This window comes from Wolbachia sp. wLmal (assembly GCF_049435495.1).
GTDB lineage: Bacteria > Pseudomonadota > Alphaproteobacteria > Rickettsiales > Anaplasmataceae > Wolbachia > Wolbachia pipientis.
On record NZ_CP185405.1, the window covers coordinates 142,773 to 162,386 of the forward strand.

A 19,614-nucleotide genomic window follows, 5' to 3' on the forward strand; every position below is an offset into this window, starting at 1 on the left:
ACATTCCACACTTTCTCTCCACTTTTTCTGGGTAAGGTCAGTTTCCATTTGGTTCAAACTCGGATACAATTTCTCCAGAGCTGGGTAATCTCATACCAGAACCATCTGCTGCAATAAGTCTATAGCCTCTCCAACTCAGGTTCATCCTGATAGGCTGTTTGGATGCTTAAATTCTTGAAAGCCTGTATGGCAAATCTTATATCTTGCTTTAGAAAAAGCTTGCTTTGAGGGTACATGTCAATGGCTCCATAAGTTCACATTCTATTCCCAAACTTTTTTTAACTAACTTTAAAATCATAGAAAATACTGTCGAAAAAGCTTGTTCGTGTAAAACTCAACACAATGGATTTTCTGAAAAGTTTTCGAGTATATTATATTTTTAATTTGTAGAATAAGGTTTTTTCCTTTTTGCATGTTTCACCTAAAAAAGACACATTTTAAACTTTTTTGTTGCAATAAAATAGAAACAAAAGTGCTGTTTCTTGCACTCTTTGGATAATTTAATGATAAAAAATTTAGAGAGAAATTTTATACACTATCGCTGATATTTTTCCTTAAGTTGATGCCATTGCCTGAACGGATACATGACAAATCTATCGTTTATCAAATCGTCGGTAAGCCTAAAGCTATAGCCATTAAGCACGATAAAGAAAATCATTCATAATCGCTATAGCAACTAGTGTAGACACTTGACGTTCCTTGTGATTTGATAAATAGAGGTTTTTATCTGACTTCACAACAAGGGCTTCTGGATGACTTTGAAAGTGAACATTACCATGCTTATCTTCAATAGCCTCTATTACCCCCTCACTGGAAAATGCTGCAACTTTATATCCAAGTGACTCCAATTTTCTTCTATTTTCTGGTGTATTACCTACTGCTCCTGAATGAGCATCTGGAAAATATGTTGAAAACCAGCCATTTTCATTAGGTATTAGGAATTTGGCTACTACTTCTGCTAAACGACTATTTGGAACGATCTTTATCTGCTGGAGAGGTACATCCTCTTTCTGTGGATTAGGTGCTGATTTTAAATGAGATCTTTGCTTCTCTTCATCACTCACAACACTCACTACTTCAATTCCCTTTGCATTCATTATGCCTTCACATATGCCAAGTAAATGAATTGCAGGGTTATCATCAACTATTTTTACAATTGCTTCAGTAACAAGCTGGCGATAAGGAGTGGGTGCTGAATGTAAATTATCCGGAATAAATATCCTATTTATTTTGTGCTCTTTAATGAATTGTGCAACTTCAACTTTTATTCGGTCTAATGTTAGCTTTTTTGCCAATGTTTTATCTTGTTTTGCGAGATTAAGTGACTCTGTCTGAATTTTTTTAAGGCTAATTATCTTATTATAATCAATCAGTACAGTCTTAACCACAAAGTTATTAAACATCTCATAGATATTTTGAGATAGCCCAAGTTCATGTGCTTCTTCCGTTTTCAACAAACCAACAACTACGTCATTATTTACTGTATTTTCTGCCGTCAAGACAGTTGACGCTGGTTCTTCTTTTCTGGTTACATGTTGAGATGCCGGTTTTTCACTAACGCCAGCATAAGTAATATTGCTTAATAATAGAACTATAATTAATAAGATATTAAATATTCTGCTATAATATCTATACATATAGTTTACCCTCTCAACACTTATATCAATATCATAACATATTATAGAACGTTTTACAACAAAAAGGTAAATTTGGTAAGAAAGAGAAGGTGGCCTGAGCAGGAATCGAACCAGCGACACAAGGATTTTCAGTCCTTTGCTCTACCAACTGAGCTATCAGGCCAACTGTATACTTTTATTTTTAGATAAAAAATGTTATTATGTCTATCAAAAGTTTTTAAAGTAGTTTATAAAAATAAAGGATGAACATTAATGACAAAATAGGAATCTACCCTGGCACATTTGACCCTATAACTTTTGGGCATATTGACATAATCAAAAGAGCGTGTAAACTAGTCGATAAATTAATAATAGGAGTTGCAGAAAACGTTAATAAGCATACTGCCTTTGACACAAAGCTACGCACAAGCATGGCTGAAAATGAAATCAAAGGACTAGGAATTGATGCAGATGTTATATCTTTTAATGGGTTGCTAGTGAAGTTTGCCAAAGAGCAGAATGCTTCTGTTATTATTAGAGGATTAAGAGCAGTGTCGGATTTTGATTACGAGTTTCAAATGAGTTGGGTAAATTATAAACTTCTTCCTGAAATCGAAACCATATTTCTTCCCGCTTCTGAAGATACTCAATTTATCTCATCAAGCTTTGTAAAGGAAATAGCAAGATTAGGAGAAGATGTTAGCAAATTTGTATCAAAAGGTGTTCAAAACGAATTGATTAACCTGAATAGGATAAAAAATGGAGAATAGTGCTTGTTGTTTTTTATTTCTGAATGGGTATATTCAATATATAAAATGTTATAAGCTAAAGGAGCAGCATGTCAAAAGTGAGGGTTAATAATAGAAAAGTTTGTTGTCATGGTGATGAGAATGATGAGGGTTCCGGCCATCCATTAATATATTTAGATATGGGAGAAGAAGAGGAAATAGCCTGCCCTTATTGTGAAAAGACGTTTGTCCATGACTGCACTGTAGAAGCGGTTGGGGAGCTGACTAGGGATGAGCTCTAATGGCACTTCTGCAGACTTAGCTTATGTAAATAGCAATAAGAGGGGCAGTAAAAATGAAACTGTCCATACGGTCGAGCACTCCCCCATGGCCAGGTATCATATTTCCACTATCTTTAACACCGTAAGCCCTTTTAACAAGCGACTCAGTGAAATCGCCAAGTTGCGCTAGAATAGCAATTGCAAGGCCAATGATTGGAGAATAAAAAATTGAAAATAGACCAAAAAATATTGATCCAAAAATTGTGCACACTACTCCAGCTAAAATCGCACCAAGAAGTCCTGTCCAAGTTTTTCCAGGGCTAAGAATTGGGCAAATTTTAGCTCCACCAAAATTCTTGCCAAATAGGTAGGCAGTAACGTCAATTCCCCAAATGGTTAAGACGAACCATACTAATGCGTATTTTCCCTGTGGTAGATTATATAAATATATTAATGAGGCGCTTGGTAGTGCAATCAATAATAATGCAAAAACGTATAAAATTTTATTTCCTTGGGTTAGATTATACCATTCAAAAGAAGATAAAACTGCTATTGAAAAAATCAATAGGTAAAACGATAAATCACTAAAATATGTAGCAAAGGAAAATATGAATAATATTACTATTGAGGACAACACTCTAATTATAAAATTATTATCTACCATATTTTTTCTCTCTTTTTATATAATCTTCTAATGCTTTACTCAAATCTTGACAAGAAAAATCAGGCCATAAAGTATCACAAAAATACAATTCAGCATAAGCTACTTGCCATAATAAAAAGTTGCTTAACCTTTTTTCGCCGCCAGTGCGAATTAATAAATCCAATTTTGGCAAATCTTTAGTATACAGAAATTTTTCAAATTCCTCTTCTGATACATAAGCAATATTTTCTTTTATAATATTGCTTATAGCTTGTGTAATTTCTTGCTTTGCTCCGTAACTGACTGCCACAGTGAGTAATAAACCATCGTTCTTATGTGTCATTTCTTCTGCTTTTTTAATTTGATCCAATATTTTACTGGATAACAGACTTAAATTGCCAATAAAATTCAACTTAATGTTACAGTTGCAAATGAAATTGACTTTATCTTCATTAGTTAAAACGGAGTAAAATAAATCAAATAGACAGTCAGTTTCGTTTTTGGGTCTAAGCCAATTCTCCATAGAGAATGCATACAAAGTTAAGTAGGGTATGGTTAGGTCCGTACAATACTTGGCAATATCGTATGCAACTTCACTGCCCTTTTTATAACCATCAATTTTTACTCTTCCTTGATTGTTTGCCCATCTACCATTACCATCCATAATAATTGCTAAATGTTTCGGTAAAGATTCTTGATTCAACATTTAAATTTAACCTAATTTTGACTTGAGTGAAATTTTTTGGATTTCAATGGACACCTGGAAGGTGTCAGCTACTTGCATGACAGGAAGAGAGTTACTGTAGTGACACCAATAGTTGATACTTGAATGCAAAATTGGTGTCATCCCAGTGCTCCGACACTGGGATCCAGGAAATTTGATTTCAAACAAGTGCATCAGATAGTTGTATAGTAAAGACTGGATTCCAGTGTCAAGCACTGGAATGACATCATTTGCTATGTAAGCTTTCTCCATATCATTTAGTGATTCAGTATATCCTTTTCTTTGATGGACAATTCACCATCAATTTTTTTTATATTATTATCAGTAATATTTTGTATTTCCTTTTTAGCACCATGAAAATCATCTTCTGAGATTTCTTTATTTTCCTTCATTTTTTCTGTTTCTTCCATAATATCTCTACGTATATTTCTAATGGCAATCCGTGCATTTTCAGCAAACTGATGCAATAATTTCACTAATTTTTCACGGGTTTCTTGTGTCAAGTCCGGAAGAGCTATACGTATGGTGCTACCCTCGACAACAGGATTTAAATTCAGGTTAGCATTTAATATAGCGTTTTTCACTTCACCTACAACACTAATGTCCCAAACTTTAATTGATAGGGTTTTGTTATCTATAACCGAAACACCTGCAACCTGATTTAACTTTTGATGTCCACCATAGATATTTACAACTATACCATCAAGCAACGATGCGCTAGCTCTACCAGTGCGTACGCCTTTAACATCATCATGAAAGGACTGAATAGTTTTTAGCATTCTTTCTTTTGTTTTAGCTTTTATTTCATTTAACATAAATTACCTAATGTTTACAATCTGAAACTATAGTATAAGTACCTTGACCCTTAATAATATTGACTATTTTTTCTCCCTTCAAAGAAAAAACTATAATTGGAATAGAATTCTCACGAGCAAGTGAAATTGCTGATGCATCCATAACTTTTAAATCACGAGTCAATAAATCCGTGTAAGAAAGCCTATCATACATTACAGCATCCTCATTTTTTTTCGGATCAGCGGAGTATACACCATTTACTTGCGTACCCTTTAGAATAACATCACAATTCATTTCAACAGCACGTAAGGCTGCAGCTGTATCTGTAGTAAAAAATGGGTTGCCTGTGCCTGCTGCAAAAATTACCACTCTACCTTTTTCTAAATGACGAACAGCTTTCCTTCTGATGTAAGGTTCGCATACAGTGGCCATGGGTATTGCAGATAATACCCTAGAAGCTACTAATTTTTTTTCTAAAAAGTTTTGTAAAATTAAAGCATTGATTATAGTTGCAAGCATTCCAATATAATCACTGCTTGCTCTTTCACAACCACTTAAAGACGCAGATGTGCCACGAAAGATATTACCACCACCAACAACAATACATACCTGAACTCCAAGATTACAAACTTCAACTATGCCTTTAGATAACTCACCTATAGTCTCCATATCGTGACCAAATTGCTTTGATCCCATCAAAGCCTCACCAGAGATTTTAAATAACACCCTGGAATATTTTATTTCGCTTTTTTCATTTGTTGAAATAAACATTTTTTGCTATTTAATCTGCATCACCCAAAACAAGTAACTTGTAATTAGAGAGTTTAACAGCACTCAACTCGCTTGATTTTATAAAATCAGAAATCTTCATCTTATCATCCTTTATAAATTTTTGCTCCAGTAAAACAACTTCTTCATAGTACTTAGCCATTCGTCCATCTACTATTTTTTTTGCTACTTCTTCAGGTTTATTTAAGCTCCTCACTTGCTCTTCAATTATAGAACGTTCGTTGTTCAACTTCATTTGATCTAAATCATCTATAGACAAGGCTTCAGGCTTCATAGCAACTACATGCATAGCTATTTGTTTCCCAATCTCTTGTAGCTTCGCCTTATCACCAGATGATTGCAATGCAATTAAAGCACCAATCTTACCTAAGCCATGCGCATCACCATGTACGTAGCCAGCAATAACTCCATCCTTAGCTTCTAAGTAACAAAGCTTGCTTAACTCTAGCTTCTCACCAAGAACTGACGTACCATTCATAATAGCTTCCTGCACTGTGCCAATGCTTTCATACTTGGCATTTTTTAACTCATCAACGCTAGTACAGCGTTCTTGATGAGCAATTGATGCTAAATTTAAAACTAACTCTATAAATTTCTCATTCCTTGCGACAAAATCGGTTTCGCAATTGAGTTCAATCAATACACCACAATTCTCAGTCAAACACATAGCAACGAGCCCATCTGAAGCTACTCTATCAGATTTTTTGTCAGCTTTAGCAAGACCTATTGTACGTAACTTATCAACGGCTTTCTTAATGTCACCATTACATTCTTCTAATGCTTTTTTACAGTCACTTAAGCCAAGCCCTGTTCTATCACGTAATTCTCTTATATCATCTGGATTCATCTTCATTTGTTACTACCTCCCTTTCTTCTTCTTTGTAAACTTTACTACGTCTCCTTTTAGTTTGCACAATACCATCTTCTTTTTCTTGAATAAACTCATCACCCCTTATATCATCAACCTTAACTCCAGATTTTGCTAGACTAGACTCTATTCCAGCTAATATAGAGTCGGTAGCTAATTTACAATAGAGCTCTATTGATTTTCTTGAGTCATCATTTCCAGGTATTAGATAAGTAATACCATCTGGATCAGAATTAGTATCAAGTATTGCAACTATTGGAATTCCTAACTTCTTAGCCTCCTTAACCGCTATATGCTCTTTATTAGTATCAATGATGAATAAGATATCAGGAATTGCTCCCATTTCTCTAATACCGCCAAGCGCCTTATCAAGCTTTTGCTTTTTCTTTTCAATGTTTCCCAATTCTTTCTTTGTTAAAATGCTATCCTCGTCATTTAATATTTTCTCATATTGCATCAAGGTTTTTATCGAAGAAGAAACAGTGCCCCAATTAGTAAGCATACCACCAAGCCAACGATGATTCACATAATATTGACCACAACGAATCGCTTCACTTGCAATAATATCAAAAGCTTGAAACTTTGTACCAACAAATAGAATGCGACCACCTTGAAATGCAACGTCATATAAAGCCTTCATGGCCACCTGTAGCAATGGTAGTGTTTTTCGCAAATCAATTATATGTATACGATTTTCTTGATGCACTCCATATATGTATGGAGCCATTTTTGCGTTCCAGCGACTAATTTTGTGACCAAAATGTACACCAGATTCAGCTAAATCACGCACAGTGACTTTAGGCAAATTTGTCATATATCATTCCTCCAAATAGTTTATCTTCCATGGCATAACCCTAATGGGACTACTTGTACAAGCCATGTGTGAAATTAAATTATTTACATAGTAATAGAAAAGACAGCAAAGCGCAAACAAAAAATATTGACAAAGGGCAACATGTTTATTAGCTTTAAAGTTGAAGCCCGAAAACGCTAAAAAGAAATTAGGGGGTGTAGCTCAGTTGGTTAGAGCGCATGCCTGTCACGCATGAGGTCGTGAGTTCGAGTCTCATCACTCCCGCCATATTAGTTTTAGCATAACTTAGAATTCGCAGTATTATTGCCGGTATTGAGAAACGCCTTCACCAAACTTGACATGGCATGGTATTGTAATTAATACTTAAATAGGTTTGTTTTTATCATTAACAATTAGGATTAAATATGCTCATTTCTGAAGTTTTTGCAGCAGATGCACCTAGCAATACATCAAGTATCGGCGCATCTTTTGCTAGTTTTACTCCATTGATTTTAATATTTGTGGTATTTTATTTTCTCATTATTCGCCCGCAACAAAAAAAACTAAAAGAGCATAGAAAGATGATAGATCAAATAAAACGTGGTGATACAGTCATTACTTCTGGTGGAATAATAGGTGAAGTTAATAAAGTTGATGAGGCAAATGCACAATTTATAATAGAAATAGCACCAAAAGTCGGGATAAAAGTCCTAAAGTCCGCTATATCTGAGGTTTTAAGCAAAGAAACTCAAAAAGTAGCAGCTAAACCAATTAAAAAGGTAAAATCGAAAGAATGATAAAAAGAATATAAATCAACCAGTAATAAAGGCAAAAATGCTTAACATGTTTAGAAAAAAGTTTGTTTGGTGATCCATTTGTGTGCGGAATATTTGGTGTAGTAAGTAGCGGTGATTCAGTAATACCAACTTTACTAACTGGGTTGCAAAAATTGGAATATAGGGGATATGACTCTTCAGGTATAGCAATCATAAATAATGAAGGCGAGATAGAAGTCAAAAAATCAGAAGGTAAAGTCGAAAGGTTATGTGAAGTTGTTGATGACAGCAAGATGTCTCACAGTACAGTTGGTATAGCACATACTCGCTGGGCTACACATGGAGTCCCAGGCCTTAAAAATGCTCACCCCATTCGTACAAATAATGTTGTTGTTGCTCATAACGGCATAATTGAGAATTACAATCTGCTAAAAAAGGGTCTAGAAGAAAGGGGCATGTCATTCCATACTGACACTGACACAGAGATCATACCAAACATGCTAACCTTATATCTTGATGAAGGATTGTCGCCAATTGATTCTCTATTTAAGTGTTTAAACAACTTACATGGCTCATTTGCCTTGGTCTTATTATTTGCAGAATATCCAGACGCCTTATTTGTTGCGAAGAGAAATTTGCCTTTAGCAATAGGCTATAACTGTAACACAGTGTTTGCTGCATCTGACTCTAATGCTTTAAGTGCATTTGTGGAAAAGATATCGCATTTGGAAGATGATGACATTGCAGTGATAAAATCTAGTGGAGTTAGTATATACAACAATGGTACACAAGTTAAACGCAGTATAGAAAATAGTAGTCCAAGTGATTTTCTAATTAGCAAAAATGGTTACCCTAGCTTCATGTTAAAAGAGATTTTTGAGCAACCTTGTGCATTAAACAAAACAATAAACCAATTTTACAAGCAATATAAGGAGGTCAACAAAAAATTATTCTCTGAACTGAATCACATTACTATAGTTGGATGCGGGTCATCTTATTTTGCTGGACTAATAGCAAAGTATTGGCTGGAAAGTATTGCTCAAGTTCGAGTATATCTAGAAATCTCATCAGAATTTAGGTATAGCAACGTCAAGCTGGAAGAAGGCAGCATTGGGTTATTTATCTCTCAATCTGGCGAAACTGCAGATACCATAGAAGCGCTGCGTTATGCGAAATCACAGAAGCAAACAATCATAAGTATAACTAATACATTTAGCAGCAGCATTGAAAAGATCTCAGATACTGTGTTACATACTCTTGCTGGGCAAGAAATTGGTGTTGCTTCAACAAAAACCTTTTCTGCGCAACTTGCAACTTTAGCATGCTTTGCTGTGGAGCTTGGAAAAATAAAAGGTATACTAAGTGGAGAGAGAATAAAACAGCTAAGCAGTGCTATCAATTCTATTCCCGAGTATGTTGAGCACGTTTTGAATGTGATGAAAATACAACATATATCGGGCAGTATATTAGAACACAATAACGTTATTTTAATCGGCAGAGGAAGTTCATACGGAGTTGCAATGGAAGGTGCATTGAAGATAAAAGAGCTTTCATACATCAATACAATTGGTATTGCAGCGGGAGAAATGAAGCACGGTTCTATTGCTTTAATAGACTCCACTGTGCTTGTTATAGCAATTATCCCTTATGATAGTTTATTCTTTAAAACGCTATCTAATATACAAGAGATTATTGCAAGAAAAGGCAAAGTAATTGCCTTCAGTGATAAACAAGGAGCGCCATTCCTAAGGGGAGTTTGCGCAGATGTGGTGCAACTTCCAGACACTGATAATTTTATCTCTCCAATCATCTACAGTGTTGCTATGCAATTCCTTGCTTACTTTACTGCAGCAAAAAAAGGGTTAGATGCAGATTGTCCAAGAAATTTAGCTAAGTCTGTCACGGTTGAGTAGTCCATTTAAAGTTAAAGCTAAACTTCTAATAAGGTAACCAGACTGCATTCTGTGATTTTTAGCAAAACACGATACACAATCGTCATTCCGCTACTAATTAGCGGAATCTATGCCGAGATACCGCGGCGGTATGACGGTTCGCGGCGGCATAGCTATCTTCAAAAATATGGTTGAATAATTGTTAATAATAGTGTATAATTATTAATATTTTTAAGCACTTTGGCTATGGCTTTATCTAAGTTTCTCGACCCTAAGCTGGATTTGACCTTCAAAAAAATATTTGGCACTGAAAAAAATAAGAATATTCTCATACATTTTTTGAATGATATTTTAGGGTTTACCGAGATAAATACTATACAAGAAGTGGAATTCCTCAGTACTATAATGGATCCTGAAATTGCCTCTGATAAGCAAAGTATAGTTGATGTTCTTTGCAGGGACTCTAGTGGGGCTAGGTATGTGATTGAAATGGTGCGACCTGAAAGTCTTCGGTCATATTGTTTAAAAGGAGAGGAATTCCTCCAGAAAGAAACTGAAAGGATTCTAAAACTTATTAAACCAGATGTTTTGCCATCTGAGTCTACGCATCCATACGCGTCAAGTTAAGGAAATAAAGGTATGAAAGAGATAGAATAATAAGGTATAAGTTCTCCCAGATATACTTTTAGTGAGAGAACCAATGAATAAAATAACTTGCTTATCAAAAAAGCTCAAAGAATTTTTTAATGAAAAAGCAGAGAAAATCTCAATTACAACAAGGTTTATAAAAAGAAAGAGAAAGCTAAAAGGTTCATCATTCGTAAAAGCCATGGTCTTGGGTAATATAGGAGTTGATAATTGTAGCGTAGAAACAATGTTTCAATTACTAAACGAGGACTCGATAGATATAACAAAACAAGTTTAGATTTACTGAAGAAGCAGTGGAATTTATGAAAAGGATGTATAATGAATCTGTGATTCTCTTTAAAAATATCTTGCAAGTTGGTTGCAAAATCTTACAGCAATTTAATAGTGTTAAATTATTGGACAGTAGCTATACCTAACAGTATGGAAGAGATGTATAAAGGTTATGGTACTAGCTACAGTGGCTATGAAAGCAATACTAAGTCTGGAATAAAGTTACAATTAGTTTTCGACTACATGAATCAGATAATAGACCAACTTAATTTAACGGAGGGGGTAAGATCAGACCAGGGATATAGGAAACATTTAAGTAATATATTAAGCAATGATTTGCTAATATCTGATCTCGGTTATTTTGTGCCAAGTTCTTTTAAACAAATCAATGAAATAGGAGCTTATTTCATAAGTCGTTGATACCAACATATATGATGTAGAAACAAATCAAAAAATGGAGTTATTAGAATGTTTAGAGGATAAGTTATTTTTAGAAAACGAGGTATTGTTAGGAAAAGAAGCAAAAATTAGAGTAAGAATTATATGTCAGAAACTAACTGAATATGGCCAGAAGAAGGAAAGCTAATAGATTAGCAAGATCGCAGGGATATACATCCTCTAAAAGAAATCAAAAATTGTTGAACTGGTCAATATTTATAACTAATGTTCCAGAAAATAAAATTAGTGCTGAGCAAGTATTAACGATTTACAGAGTAAGGTGGCAAATTGAGTTATTATTTAAATTGTATAAAAGCCATACCAGGCTTGATAAGCTAAAAGGAAAGCCATGCAGAGTATTATGTGAACTATATGCTAAATTGTGCGCAATTCTTATATTTCACGGCATAGTTGGTTGCACAGAAGTGAAAAAGAATACAGAACTTAGCTTAACAAAGGCATTTATTGAGCTAAAAAGGCGGGTTAGAGAGTTATTTTTAGTATTAACCAAAATTAATAGTTTAAAAGCATTTCTTAAAAAACTCACTATAACTTGGTCGCGATTTTCATTAAAAGACAAACGTAGAAGGGCTAGAGTATCCACTTTAACCTCTCTAAATTTGCTCACAATCTCTTAACTTGACGCGTATGGTTCCAGGATCGGTGTCAAAAATTGCTCAAACCATCCATTAAAAACATCCATATTACAGTGGCCTTCAAAGGTTAACGGAACAACTATCTTTCTTCCACTTAAGGCTGCAACCATACTGATTCGTTGAGTTTTCTTTCCAGATTTTAAGGCATAAAACCGCTGTCCTTTCTGGCAATATCCGTAGTGGTAGTCTTCGGTGTTATCAATGCCAGACTCATCTATATACACTAAGTTTTTAGGTTCTTTTGTCGCTATAATTTTCAAAAATTCAGCACGTTTTTCTTCGTTTCTTTCCTTGTATCCATATGTCTTTTTTTGCGCGTAAATCCAATTTTTTTAAGGGCTCGATAGATCGTTTGGATACTAACGTTGTTCCAAAGTTTAGCCATTTCCGATAGAGTCTTTCCTCCGTGTTCTCTGGCAAATTTGGCAAAGGTATCCCAGTCGGTAATTTTGTGATTGTAACCCCCATTTCCAAGTTTTTTTGATTGAAAGTCTCCTGTTTCTTTTCTTCTTTGCTGCCACTCCCATAAAGTAGTTCGTCCAATCTTAAATCTTGCTGCCACTGTTTCTCTGCTTTCTCCTTCGTCTAGCGCTTCCATTGCTTTTTTTCTTAAATCATAACTATATGCTGCTGGCATTCAACCTCCTTATCATCATCTACCCTTATCCTGTCACACCGGACTTTTATGGAAAGAGCTATAATATGGAAGATATCGAAATTGCTATAGATAGTACAGGAATTAGTATATACAACAACACTCCTGGTCATAGCAAAGAAAATAGCGAAGATAGAAAGTATCGCAGCTATGAACAGACAAGAAAATTGCATGTAATGTTGAATACAAACAGCAAAAAAGCCATAGCTGTAAAATACAGTAATGGCTGATCACTATGGAGCTTGTGATTTGCTAAAAGAAGTCGATTTTCAGTATGTCATAAAAGTACTATATGCAGATAGGGCATATGACAGAGAAAAGCTCTATAAGCTGTGTAATCAATATGGTATAAAAACGAAAATTCCTCCGAAAAACAACGCAGCAGAGCATCCAAAGTATGGCTGAGAGAAATTCTGCAGTCAAGCTCATAAAGTCATATGATGAAGATGGTATAAAGAAGTGGAAAAAAGAGATGAGTTATGGAAAAAGATCTTATATAGAAAGTTTTTTCTCGCGACTGAAACAAACATTCGGATTTAGTTTTAGGAATAAATCTGAGATAAATCGAGAAAAAGAACTGCTAATCAAATGCTATTTGCTTAATAAATTCACTGATATTGGTATGGCTAAATTTGAGATAGCTTCATAAATTTATTGTGCGTTACCTACTATCCGAAGAGCGATGCAACAAAGCCATCCCAGTGTCAAGCACTGGGATGACAAGAAAGGGAACACTGGAATTTTTGTTTCAGCATTAGCCATGCATCTAAACAGATACGTTGCCTTGAGAATCGCAACATCCATGCAGTTATGCGCGTAACACTGAAAATCAAAAAAAACAAAGAGGCAGACTTAATCTACCTCTTTTATACTTAGCTGTCTAGTCTGGTACTTTTCCTTTAGCAGCTTGTTCAACAATAGGTGAGCCTAAATAAGTGTTAACCTCTTTAGCACCATCTTTGTCTAAACCTAATGTTTTATTCCACTTTGTTTCATTTACCATACGCGTCAAGTTAAGAGATTGTGAGCAAATTTAGAGAGGTTAAAGTGGATACTCTAGCCCTTCTACGTTTGTCTTTTAATGAAAATCGCGACCAAGTTATAGTGAGTTTTTTAAGAAATGCTTTTAAACTATTAATTTTGGTTAATACTAAAAATAACTCTCTAACCCGCCTTTTTAGCTCAATAAATGCCTTTGTTAAGCTAAGTTCTGTATTCTTTTTCACTTCTGTGCAACCAACTATGCCGTGAAATATAAGAATTGCGCACAATTTAGCATATAGTTCACATAATACTCTGCATGGCTTTCCTTTTAGCTTATCAAGCCTGGTATGGCTTTTATACAATTTAAATAATAACTCAATTTGCCACCTTACTCTGTAAATCGTTAATACTTGCTCAGCACTAATTTTATTTTCTGGAACATTAGTTATAAATATTGACCAGTTCAACAATTTTTGATTTCTTTTAGAGGATGTATATCCCTGCGATCTTGCTAATCTATTAGCTTTCCTTCTTCTGGCCATATTCAGTTAGTTTCTGACATATAATTCTTACTCTAATTTTTGCTTCTTTTCCTAACAATACCTCGTTTTCTAAAAATAACTTATCCTCTAAACATTCTAATAACTCCATTTTTTGATTTGTTTCTACATCATATATGTCGGTATCAACGACTTATGAAATAAGCTCCTATTTCATTGATTTGTTTAAAAGAACTTGGCACAAAATAACCGAGATCAGATATTAGCAAATCATTGCTTAATATATTACTTAAATGTTTCCTATATCCCTGGTCTGATCTTACCCCCTCCGTTAAATTAAGTTGGTCTATTATCTGATTCATGTAGTCGAAAACTAATTGTAACTTTATTCCAGACTTAGTATTGCTTTCATAGCCACTGTAGCTAGTACCATAACCTTTATACATCTCTTCCATACTGTTAGGTATAGCTACTGTCCAATAATTTAACACTATTAAATTGCTGTAAGATTTTGCAACCAACTTGCAAGATATTTTTAAAGAGAATCACAGATTCATTATACATCCTTTTCATAAATTCCACTGCTTCTTCAGTAAATCTAAACTTGTTTTGTTATATCTATCGAGTCCTCGTTTAGTAATTGAAACATTGTTTCTACGCTACAATTATCAACTCCTATATTACCCAAGACCATGGCTTTTACGAATGATGAACCTTTTAGCTTTCTCTTTCTTTTTATAAACCTTGTTGTAATTGAGATTTTCTCTGCTTTTTCATTAAAAAATTCTTTGAGCTTTTTTGATAAGCAAGTTATTTTATTCATTGGTTCTCTCACTAAAAGTATATCTGGGAGAACTTATACCTTATTATTCTATCTCTTTCATACCTTTATTTCCTTAACTTGACGCGTATGCTTACGGTGACTCGCTGGAAAATACGGAAGTGAAAGTGATAAATTCATTTAGTAATTGAAATTTAATAAAGTAAGTGCTAGAATTAATATACAGGTATTAATGGTAGAGGTATAACATGTCAAAGGAAATGGTCAATGCGTTGAAAGCTGAAGTGAAGAAGCTCAAATATGCTGATTTCAAAGCTAACACTTGGGACGGAGTAATTTCTGGTGAGGGAACATATAAGGATCTTAATAGAACACACGACCTTGCTATTAACGGACAAAAAATAACTAACGAATTTATTAACAATCTGTATTCAAACCATAAAAATCTAATTCTACGGGATGAAAACGGAAAAGGGAATTATCGTCCATTTCTCAGACAAATTTTTACAGAAATGTTTAAACACGTTGGTGCAACAATTCCCAATAACTCTATTATTGAGGAGTTAATAAATAACTATTATCAGGGCGGATATACTCATTTTCTTCCTGATGATATGAATCAAGCTCTTGGATCTTTTCATTTGTTAACGCAAGGCAACTGTATGACAAGAGAGTATATTATGGATTGTCGTGAACCCAATTGTATAAAGCTTAGTTTTAGCATGAAATATACAAAAATGCTTAACTATGATGATTGTACATATATCGAAACACCAGGTTTTTGCAGTTCAGCGGAGTTTAAACTGAAATGTGAAGATAAAAATGTAACATATGAAGATGGTAAAGTACTTCTTACCATTCCTAAAGAGTTAGAGGACTATAAAGCTGGTGATGACGGTTCGTTTGATAAGCTTACTTATATTATAAATAAGCTTATTGAGTATTTTAAAAAACTTTGTGAGAAATTGGGCTTTGAGTTTGATACAAGAATAGAGTACGATCCTGAGCGTAATATAAAAATAGAGCATAATCTTGGTGAACCACTAAAGGTAGTAAGTGAGGCAAATGCATCTTCTGTTGAAGATTTAAAGCTTAAAGTGAATAATCAAAGGTAAGATATTGAAATTCGTGCTTTTCATGATTTTAGCTTAAGATTTCAGTGTCCGCTACTCGAATGACATCGTTTACTATGTAACATTGTACTTATACTAATGAAAAAAATACATTATAATTAAGTATATTTACCAATAAATCATTAAGTGAAAACAGCTCTTTCGCAAAATATCATCTCTCTTATTATGATATTGTCTGTAGCAATTGTCGATATGGCAACTGACCTATACTCAGTTGCACTACCAAGCATTGCCAATTATTTTAAAGTAGAAGGCAGTGTAGTGCAGCTTACAATTAGCTTGAATCTAGTTGGATTTGCGGTGTCTGGATTAATTTATGGTCCATTATCGGACCATTATGGTAGGCGTCCAATGATGCTGATTGGTATGACAATTTTTACTTTGGCAAGTGTCATGTGTTATATAGCCGACAGCATTGCGCTCTTGATACTAATTCGCTTCATACAAGGAACAGGGGCTGGTGTTGCAGGTGTTGTTGGGTATGCAGCAATAAGGGATATGTACTCGGGTAGTGAATACTCGAGAGTCATTTCAAAATTAAATATGGTTGTGGCACTCTCACCTGGAATAGCTCCAGTGGTGGGCAGTTATATAATTTCACATGGGTATCATTGGAAATTTTTGTTTTTTATTATATCACTTGCAGCAATTGCTATACTTATTTTTATCTACTTTAAGTTACAAGAAACACTCACTGTAAATAAAAATGAAACCAGTATAACTAACATAACTACTAATATCTTCAAGCAATATATATCAATATTTAGAAATTATCGTTTCCTTGGGTTTTCAGCCATTCATGGATTAACTTTCATGTGGCTTTGGGCATACATTGCTAACTACCCGTTCATATTTGAATCGATGGGCATTGAAGTACAGTATTTTGGCTACCTCATATCGATCATAGTCATATTTTACATAATTGGAACTTTAATTAATAGAAGGTATGTACCAAAAGTAGGGGTTAGCAAAATGCTAATAATAGGTTTGGTGTTACCGATAATATCCGATAGTTTATTGGTATATTTTTATTTCGCGGACAAGTTGAATATATTCATTCTTCAAACTGCTTGGATTCCAGCCAATATCGGACTTGCATTAATAATAAGCAATAACGTAACTTCTACTTTAGAAACGATCAAAGGTATAGGGCTTGGTAGTGCAGTCCTCTCATTCTGCAATATGATGTTTGGGGCTATTGGAATATATATAGTAGGAAAATTTTTTCGCTATGGTATTTTACCAAATTTACTATTAACAATAGCATGCTCTACAATTGCAATTCTTATGTACAGCCAGCTCAAATGTACTGAAAAACACAGGGAATAACCATTATTTGCGTGATCCAGAGCTCATGGGTTATTAATGACTTTATCATAATAATATAGTTTTACAGGAGGTATGGGATGAGTGATTTACAAAGTATAAATAATGATTGGTTTTCTGCTGTTATAAAAGGTAATACTAATAAAGTAAAGCGTCTAATAAGTGAAGGAGCTAAGGTTAATGCAGTAGATGAATATAACAACACTCCTTTACATTATGCTGCTACGAATGGCGATGCAGAGATAGTAAAAGATCTATTGGATAATGGGGCAGATGTTAATGCAGTAGGTCAAGATAAAAAGACTCCTTTACATTGGGCTATTGCACATGGCCGTAAAGATGCAGTAGATGCCCTACTGAAAGTAAAAGGGATCGATGTTAATGCACAAGATAAAGATGGAAAGACTCCTTTACACTTTGCTGCTGAAAGTGGTTATCAGCAGGTGGTGCAAGCTCTATTGGATAAAGGGGCAGATGTTAATATAAAAGATAAAAATGAAAAAACTCCCTTAAATTTAGCTAAGGCAGAAGAAATAAAAACTCTATTGCAAAACGCAGAAAAAACTGATGATGTTAATCCAGTATTGCAAGATGATGAAGAAGAAAGCCAAGTTTCACAAAATGCTGATTTATTTGAGGCTATTAAAGGAGATAATATTAATGAAGTAAAGCGTCTAATAAGCGAAGGAGCAGATGTTAATGCATTAGATGGAAACCGATTTACTCCTTTACGGCATGCTATTGTCAAAGGAGACAAAGATATGGTCTCGCTTTTAATTGATAACAAAGCAGATGTTAATGCACAGTCTGAAAATGGACGCGCTCTTTTACATGTTGCTGTTGACAAAGCCAACAAAACGCAACCACTCGATACAAGTATAATAGAAGCTCTATTAGAAGCAAAAGGGATCAATGTTAATATAAGCAGATAAAAATGGAAGGACTGCTTTACATGAAGCCGCTAAAACTGACGATCAGCAAATAGTAACAGTTCTATTAGAAGCAAAAGGAATTTATGTTATTCCACTAGATAATACTAGCAGCACTCCTTTAAATCTTGCCTCTCAACAAGGCGGGAAACATATAGTAAAAATTCTAGAAGAAACGCAAAAGGACATCGAAGCTTTGTATTCAGCCGTTAAAAGTGATAATTATGAGGAAGTTCAAAGTCTATTAAGTAAAAAAGTAAACGTTAATTCAATAGACAACGATGGAAAAACTCTTTTACATTTTGCTGCTAGAAAGGGCAATGTAGAAATAGTAAGAGCTCTAATACAAACAAGGGCAGATGTTAATATAGCAGATAAAGATGGAAGGGTTCCTTTATTTGAAGCTGCTTTCTATGGTCATAAAGATGCAACTGAAGTTTTATTAAATAATGGAGCAAAGGTTGATACAGTAATGGAATCACTTCTTCAGAGTATGATGGAATATAATTACAATAGTAGCCATAAAGATATAGTTAAAGCTTTATTAAACAAGGGAGCAAATGCTGATGCAGTAGATTCATATGGACATACTCTTTTGCATTGGGCTGCTAGAGAAGGTTATACGGATATAGCAGAACTTTTATTAGAAAAAGGAGCGAATGTTAATATACAAGATAACGATCTATGGACTCCTTTACATTTTACTACAAAAAATAAAATGTTTATGGGTTATGCATATCGTCCAGCAAACGCCTCTGCGGAAACAGTAAAATTCTTAATAGAAAAAGGAGCGGATGTTAATATAGAAAATGAAGATGGAAATACTCCTTTCAAATTAGCCACTGATGAAGGAATAAAAACTCTATTGCAACCAGCAGAAAAATCTGATGATGGTTCAGCGGGTGGATCATCGACAGATAGTGAAGGGGGTCAAGAGGAAGAAAAACGAGTAGGTGATGATACTGAACTACAATCAGGTAATAGCAAAGAAGGGGAAAAACCAGCACCACCAGTGCAGAACAAGGAACTGGTGTAAGCAACGGTAGTCAACCTACGGGATCTACACAAAATAAGGGAGGACAAACCAGCACCACCAGTGCAGAACAAGGAACTGATGTACAAGACAACGATGTAGGTCCTGTTGCTTCCACAGAACCTGCACAAACAGAAGAACAGCCGAGCTCTTTTTTTGGTAGTTTGTTTAGTATACTTATGAAGCCTTTTTCATTAATTGCATCATTTTTTGGTGGTTTTTTTCATGGTTGTTTGGGTCTGACGAAGAAAAGTCTGACACACAACCTTATGATGATTCTTCTTCACCTGGGGTCGATCAATCAGTTGAACAAAATAATGGTGATCATAATGACCAGAGCAATGTGATTTGATAGT

At 34.5% G+C, this 19,614-nt stretch carries 18 protein-coding genes, 2 tRNA genes and 7 pseudogenes; 14 read left to right on the forward strand and 13 right to left on the reverse strand.

From position 1 onward, the window contains the following. Positions 1–43: 43 nt before the first annotated feature. The 3 genes and pseudogenes from ACEL90_RS00725 to ACEL90_RS00735 all read right to left on the reverse strand — a co-directional run. Positions 44–414: pseudogene (locus tag ACEL90_RS00725) on the reverse strand (IS4-like element ISWosp8 family transposase); the annotation flags it as partial. 221 nt (positions 415–635) lie between these two features. After that, positions 636–1,499 carry a gamma-glutamyl-gamma-aminobutyrate hydrolase family protein gene (locus ACEL90_RS00730; protein ID WP_375138385.1) on the reverse strand — a complete coding sequence of 288 codons (864 nt, stop codon included), beginning with the start codon at positions 1,497–1,499 and terminating at the stop codon, positions 636–638. A gap of 228 nt (positions 1,500–1,727) precedes the next feature. Continuing rightward, positions 1,728–1,800: transfer RNA gene (locus ACEL90_RS00735), tRNA-Phe, on the reverse strand. A 79-nt stretch (positions 1,801–1,879) separates the two neighbouring features. On the opposite strand from ACEL90_RS00735, the gene coaD reads away from it, so the two are divergent. Together coaD and ACEL90_RS00745 are read left to right on the forward strand one after the other, a co-directional pair. Continuing rightward, positions 1,880–2,386: a pantetheine-phosphate adenylyltransferase gene (gene coaD / locus ACEL90_RS00740; RefSeq protein ID WP_015589048.1), complete on the forward strand. Its 507-nt coding sequence runs from the start codon at positions 1,880–1,882 to the stop codon at positions 2,384–2,386. Positions 2,387–2,454: 68 nt separating this feature from the next. After that, positions 2,455–2,646, forward strand: a complete 192-nt coding sequence (locus ACEL90_RS00745; RefSeq protein ID WP_006279326.1) for a zinc-finger domain-containing protein — start codon at positions 2,455–2,457, stop codon at positions 2,644–2,646. A 16-nt stretch (positions 2,647–2,662) separates the two neighbouring features. Here ACEL90_RS00745 and ACEL90_RS00750 read toward each other — a convergent pair whose 3' ends face one another. Genes ACEL90_RS00750 through rpsB form a run of 7 tightly spaced genes read right to left on the reverse strand, consistent with a single transcriptional unit; the run spans position 2,663 to position 7,258 of the window. Beyond that, on the reverse strand, positions 2,663–3,289 hold the full coding sequence (locus ACEL90_RS00750; protein WP_423349012.1) for a phosphatidate cytidylyltransferase: 627 nt from the start codon (positions 3,287–3,289) through the stop codon (positions 2,663–2,665). Then, complete coding sequence (gene uppS / locus ACEL90_RS00755; protein WP_423349013.1) at positions 3,279–3,974, reverse strand: polyprenyl diphosphate synthase; 696 nt, start codon at positions 3,972–3,974, stop codon at positions 3,279–3,281. Before uppS ends, ACEL90_RS00750 begins: the two co-directional genes overlap by 11 nt. A 6-nt stretch (positions 3,975–3,980) precedes the next feature. Next, positions 3,981–4,244 carry a hypothetical protein gene (locus ACEL90_RS00760; protein WP_039964055.1) on the reverse strand — a complete coding sequence of 88 codons (264 nt, stop codon included), beginning with the start codon at positions 4,242–4,244 and terminating at the stop codon, positions 3,981–3,983. Positions 4,245–4,249: 5 nt separating this feature from the next. Beyond that, positions 4,250–4,807 carry a ribosome recycling factor gene (gene frr, locus ACEL90_RS00765; RefSeq protein WP_423349014.1) on the reverse strand — a complete coding sequence of 186 codons (558 nt, stop codon included), beginning with the start codon at positions 4,805–4,807 and terminating at the stop codon, positions 4,250–4,252. A 7-nt stretch (positions 4,808–4,814) separates the two neighbouring features. Beyond that, complete coding sequence (gene pyrH, locus ACEL90_RS00770) at positions 4,815–5,552, reverse strand: UMP kinase (RefSeq protein WP_423349269.1); 738 nt, start codon at positions 5,550–5,552, stop codon at positions 4,815–4,817. A 16-nt stretch (positions 5,553–5,568) separates the two neighbouring features. Further along, positions 5,569–6,429: a translation elongation factor Ts gene (gene tsf, locus ACEL90_RS00775; protein ID WP_264339432.1), complete on the reverse strand. Its 861-nt coding sequence runs from the start codon at positions 6,427–6,429 to the stop codon at positions 5,569–5,571. Next, positions 6,410–7,258: a 30S ribosomal protein S2 gene (rpsB, locus tag ACEL90_RS00780; protein WP_264339433.1), complete on the reverse strand. Its 849-nt coding sequence runs from the start codon at positions 7,256–7,258 to the stop codon at positions 6,410–6,412. The genes tsf and rpsB overlap by 20 nt, the downstream gene beginning before the upstream one ends. Positions 7,259–7,448: 190 nt before the next feature. On the opposite strand from rpsB, the gene ACEL90_RS00785 reads away from it, so the two are divergent. From ACEL90_RS00785 to ACEL90_RS00805, 5 genes and pseudogenes are all read left to right on the forward strand, one after another. Then, positions 7,449–7,525 (forward strand) — tRNA-Asp (locus ACEL90_RS00785). A 137-nt stretch (positions 7,526–7,662) separates the two neighbouring features. After that, positions 7,663–8,034 (forward strand): preprotein translocase subunit YajC, encoded by a 372-nt coding sequence (gene yajC, locus ACEL90_RS00790; protein ID WP_423349015.1) that lies wholly within the window; start codon positions 7,663–7,665, stop codon positions 8,032–8,034. Between the two features lie 80 nt (positions 8,035–8,114). After that, positions 8,115–9,926: a glutamine--fructose-6-phosphate transaminase (isomerizing) gene (gene glmS, locus ACEL90_RS00795; protein WP_423349270.1), complete on the forward strand. Its 1,812-nt coding sequence runs from the start codon at positions 8,115–8,117 to the stop codon at positions 9,924–9,926. A gap of 225 nt (positions 9,927–10,151) precedes the next feature. Further along, positions 10,152–10,397: pseudogene (locus ACEL90_RS00800) on the forward strand (PD-(D/E)XK nuclease family transposase); the annotation flags it as partial. A 208-nt stretch (positions 10,398–10,605) separates the two neighbouring features. After that, positions 10,606–11,899, forward strand: a pseudogene (locus ACEL90_RS00805) (IS4 family transposase). Positions 11,900–11,910: 11 nt separating this feature from the next. Here the strand turns inward: ACEL90_RS00805 and ACEL90_RS00810 are convergent. Beyond that, positions 11,911–12,554 (reverse strand): annotated as a pseudogene (locus ACEL90_RS00810) (IS630 family transposase); the annotation flags it as partial. A gap of 62 nt (positions 12,555–12,616) precedes the next feature. Between ACEL90_RS00810 and ACEL90_RS00815 the strand changes: the two are divergent. Beyond that, a pseudogene (locus ACEL90_RS00815) lies at positions 12,617–13,221 on the forward strand (transposase); the annotation flags it as partial. 231 nt (positions 13,222–13,452) lie between these two features. On the opposite strand, the gene ACEL90_RS00820 reads toward ACEL90_RS00815, so the two are convergent. Next, the gene (locus tag ACEL90_RS00820; protein WP_423348809.1) at positions 13,453–13,575 is read right to left on the reverse strand and encodes a hypothetical protein; all 123 of its coding nucleotides are present in this window, start codon (positions 13,573–13,575) and stop codon (positions 13,453–13,455) included. A gap of 10 nt (positions 13,576–13,585) precedes the next feature. Then, positions 13,586–14,879 (reverse strand): annotated as a pseudogene (locus ACEL90_RS00825) (IS4 family transposase). 206 nt (positions 14,880–15,085) lie between these two features. On the opposite strand from ACEL90_RS00825, the gene ACEL90_RS00830 reads away from it, so the two are divergent. From ACEL90_RS00830 to ACEL90_RS00855, 6 genes and pseudogenes are all read left to right on the forward strand, one after another. Then, positions 15,086–15,952, forward strand: a complete 867-nt coding sequence (locus ACEL90_RS00830) for a hypothetical protein (RefSeq protein ID WP_423349016.1) — start codon at positions 15,086–15,088, stop codon at positions 15,950–15,952. A gap of 183 nt (positions 15,953–16,135) precedes the next feature. Beyond that, positions 16,136–17,299 carry a multidrug effflux MFS transporter gene (locus ACEL90_RS00835; protein WP_423349271.1) on the forward strand — a complete coding sequence of 388 codons (1,164 nt, stop codon included), beginning with the start codon at positions 16,136–16,138 and terminating at the stop codon, positions 17,297–17,299. Positions 17,300–17,376: 77 nt separating this feature from the next. After that, positions 17,377–18,228, forward strand: coding sequence for an ankyrin repeat domain-containing protein (locus ACEL90_RS00840; protein ID WP_423349017.1), 852 nt, complete (start codon positions 17,377–17,379; stop codon positions 18,226–18,228). Between the two features lie 34 nt (positions 18,229–18,262). After that, positions 18,263–18,352 (forward strand): annotated as a pseudogene (locus ACEL90_RS00845) (hypothetical protein); the annotation flags it as partial. Positions 18,353–18,421: 69 nt separating this feature from the next. After that, positions 18,422–19,261 (forward strand): ankyrin repeat domain-containing protein, encoded by an 840-nt coding sequence (locus ACEL90_RS00850; RefSeq protein ID WP_423349018.1) that lies wholly within the window; start codon positions 18,422–18,424, stop codon positions 19,259–19,261. 226 nt (positions 19,262–19,487) lie between these two features. After that, the gene (locus ACEL90_RS00855) at positions 19,488–19,610 is read left to right on the forward strand and encodes a hypothetical protein (protein WP_266408820.1); all 123 of its coding nucleotides are present in this window, start codon (positions 19,488–19,490) and stop codon (positions 19,608–19,610) included. Positions 19,611–19,614: the final 4 nt, after the last annotated feature.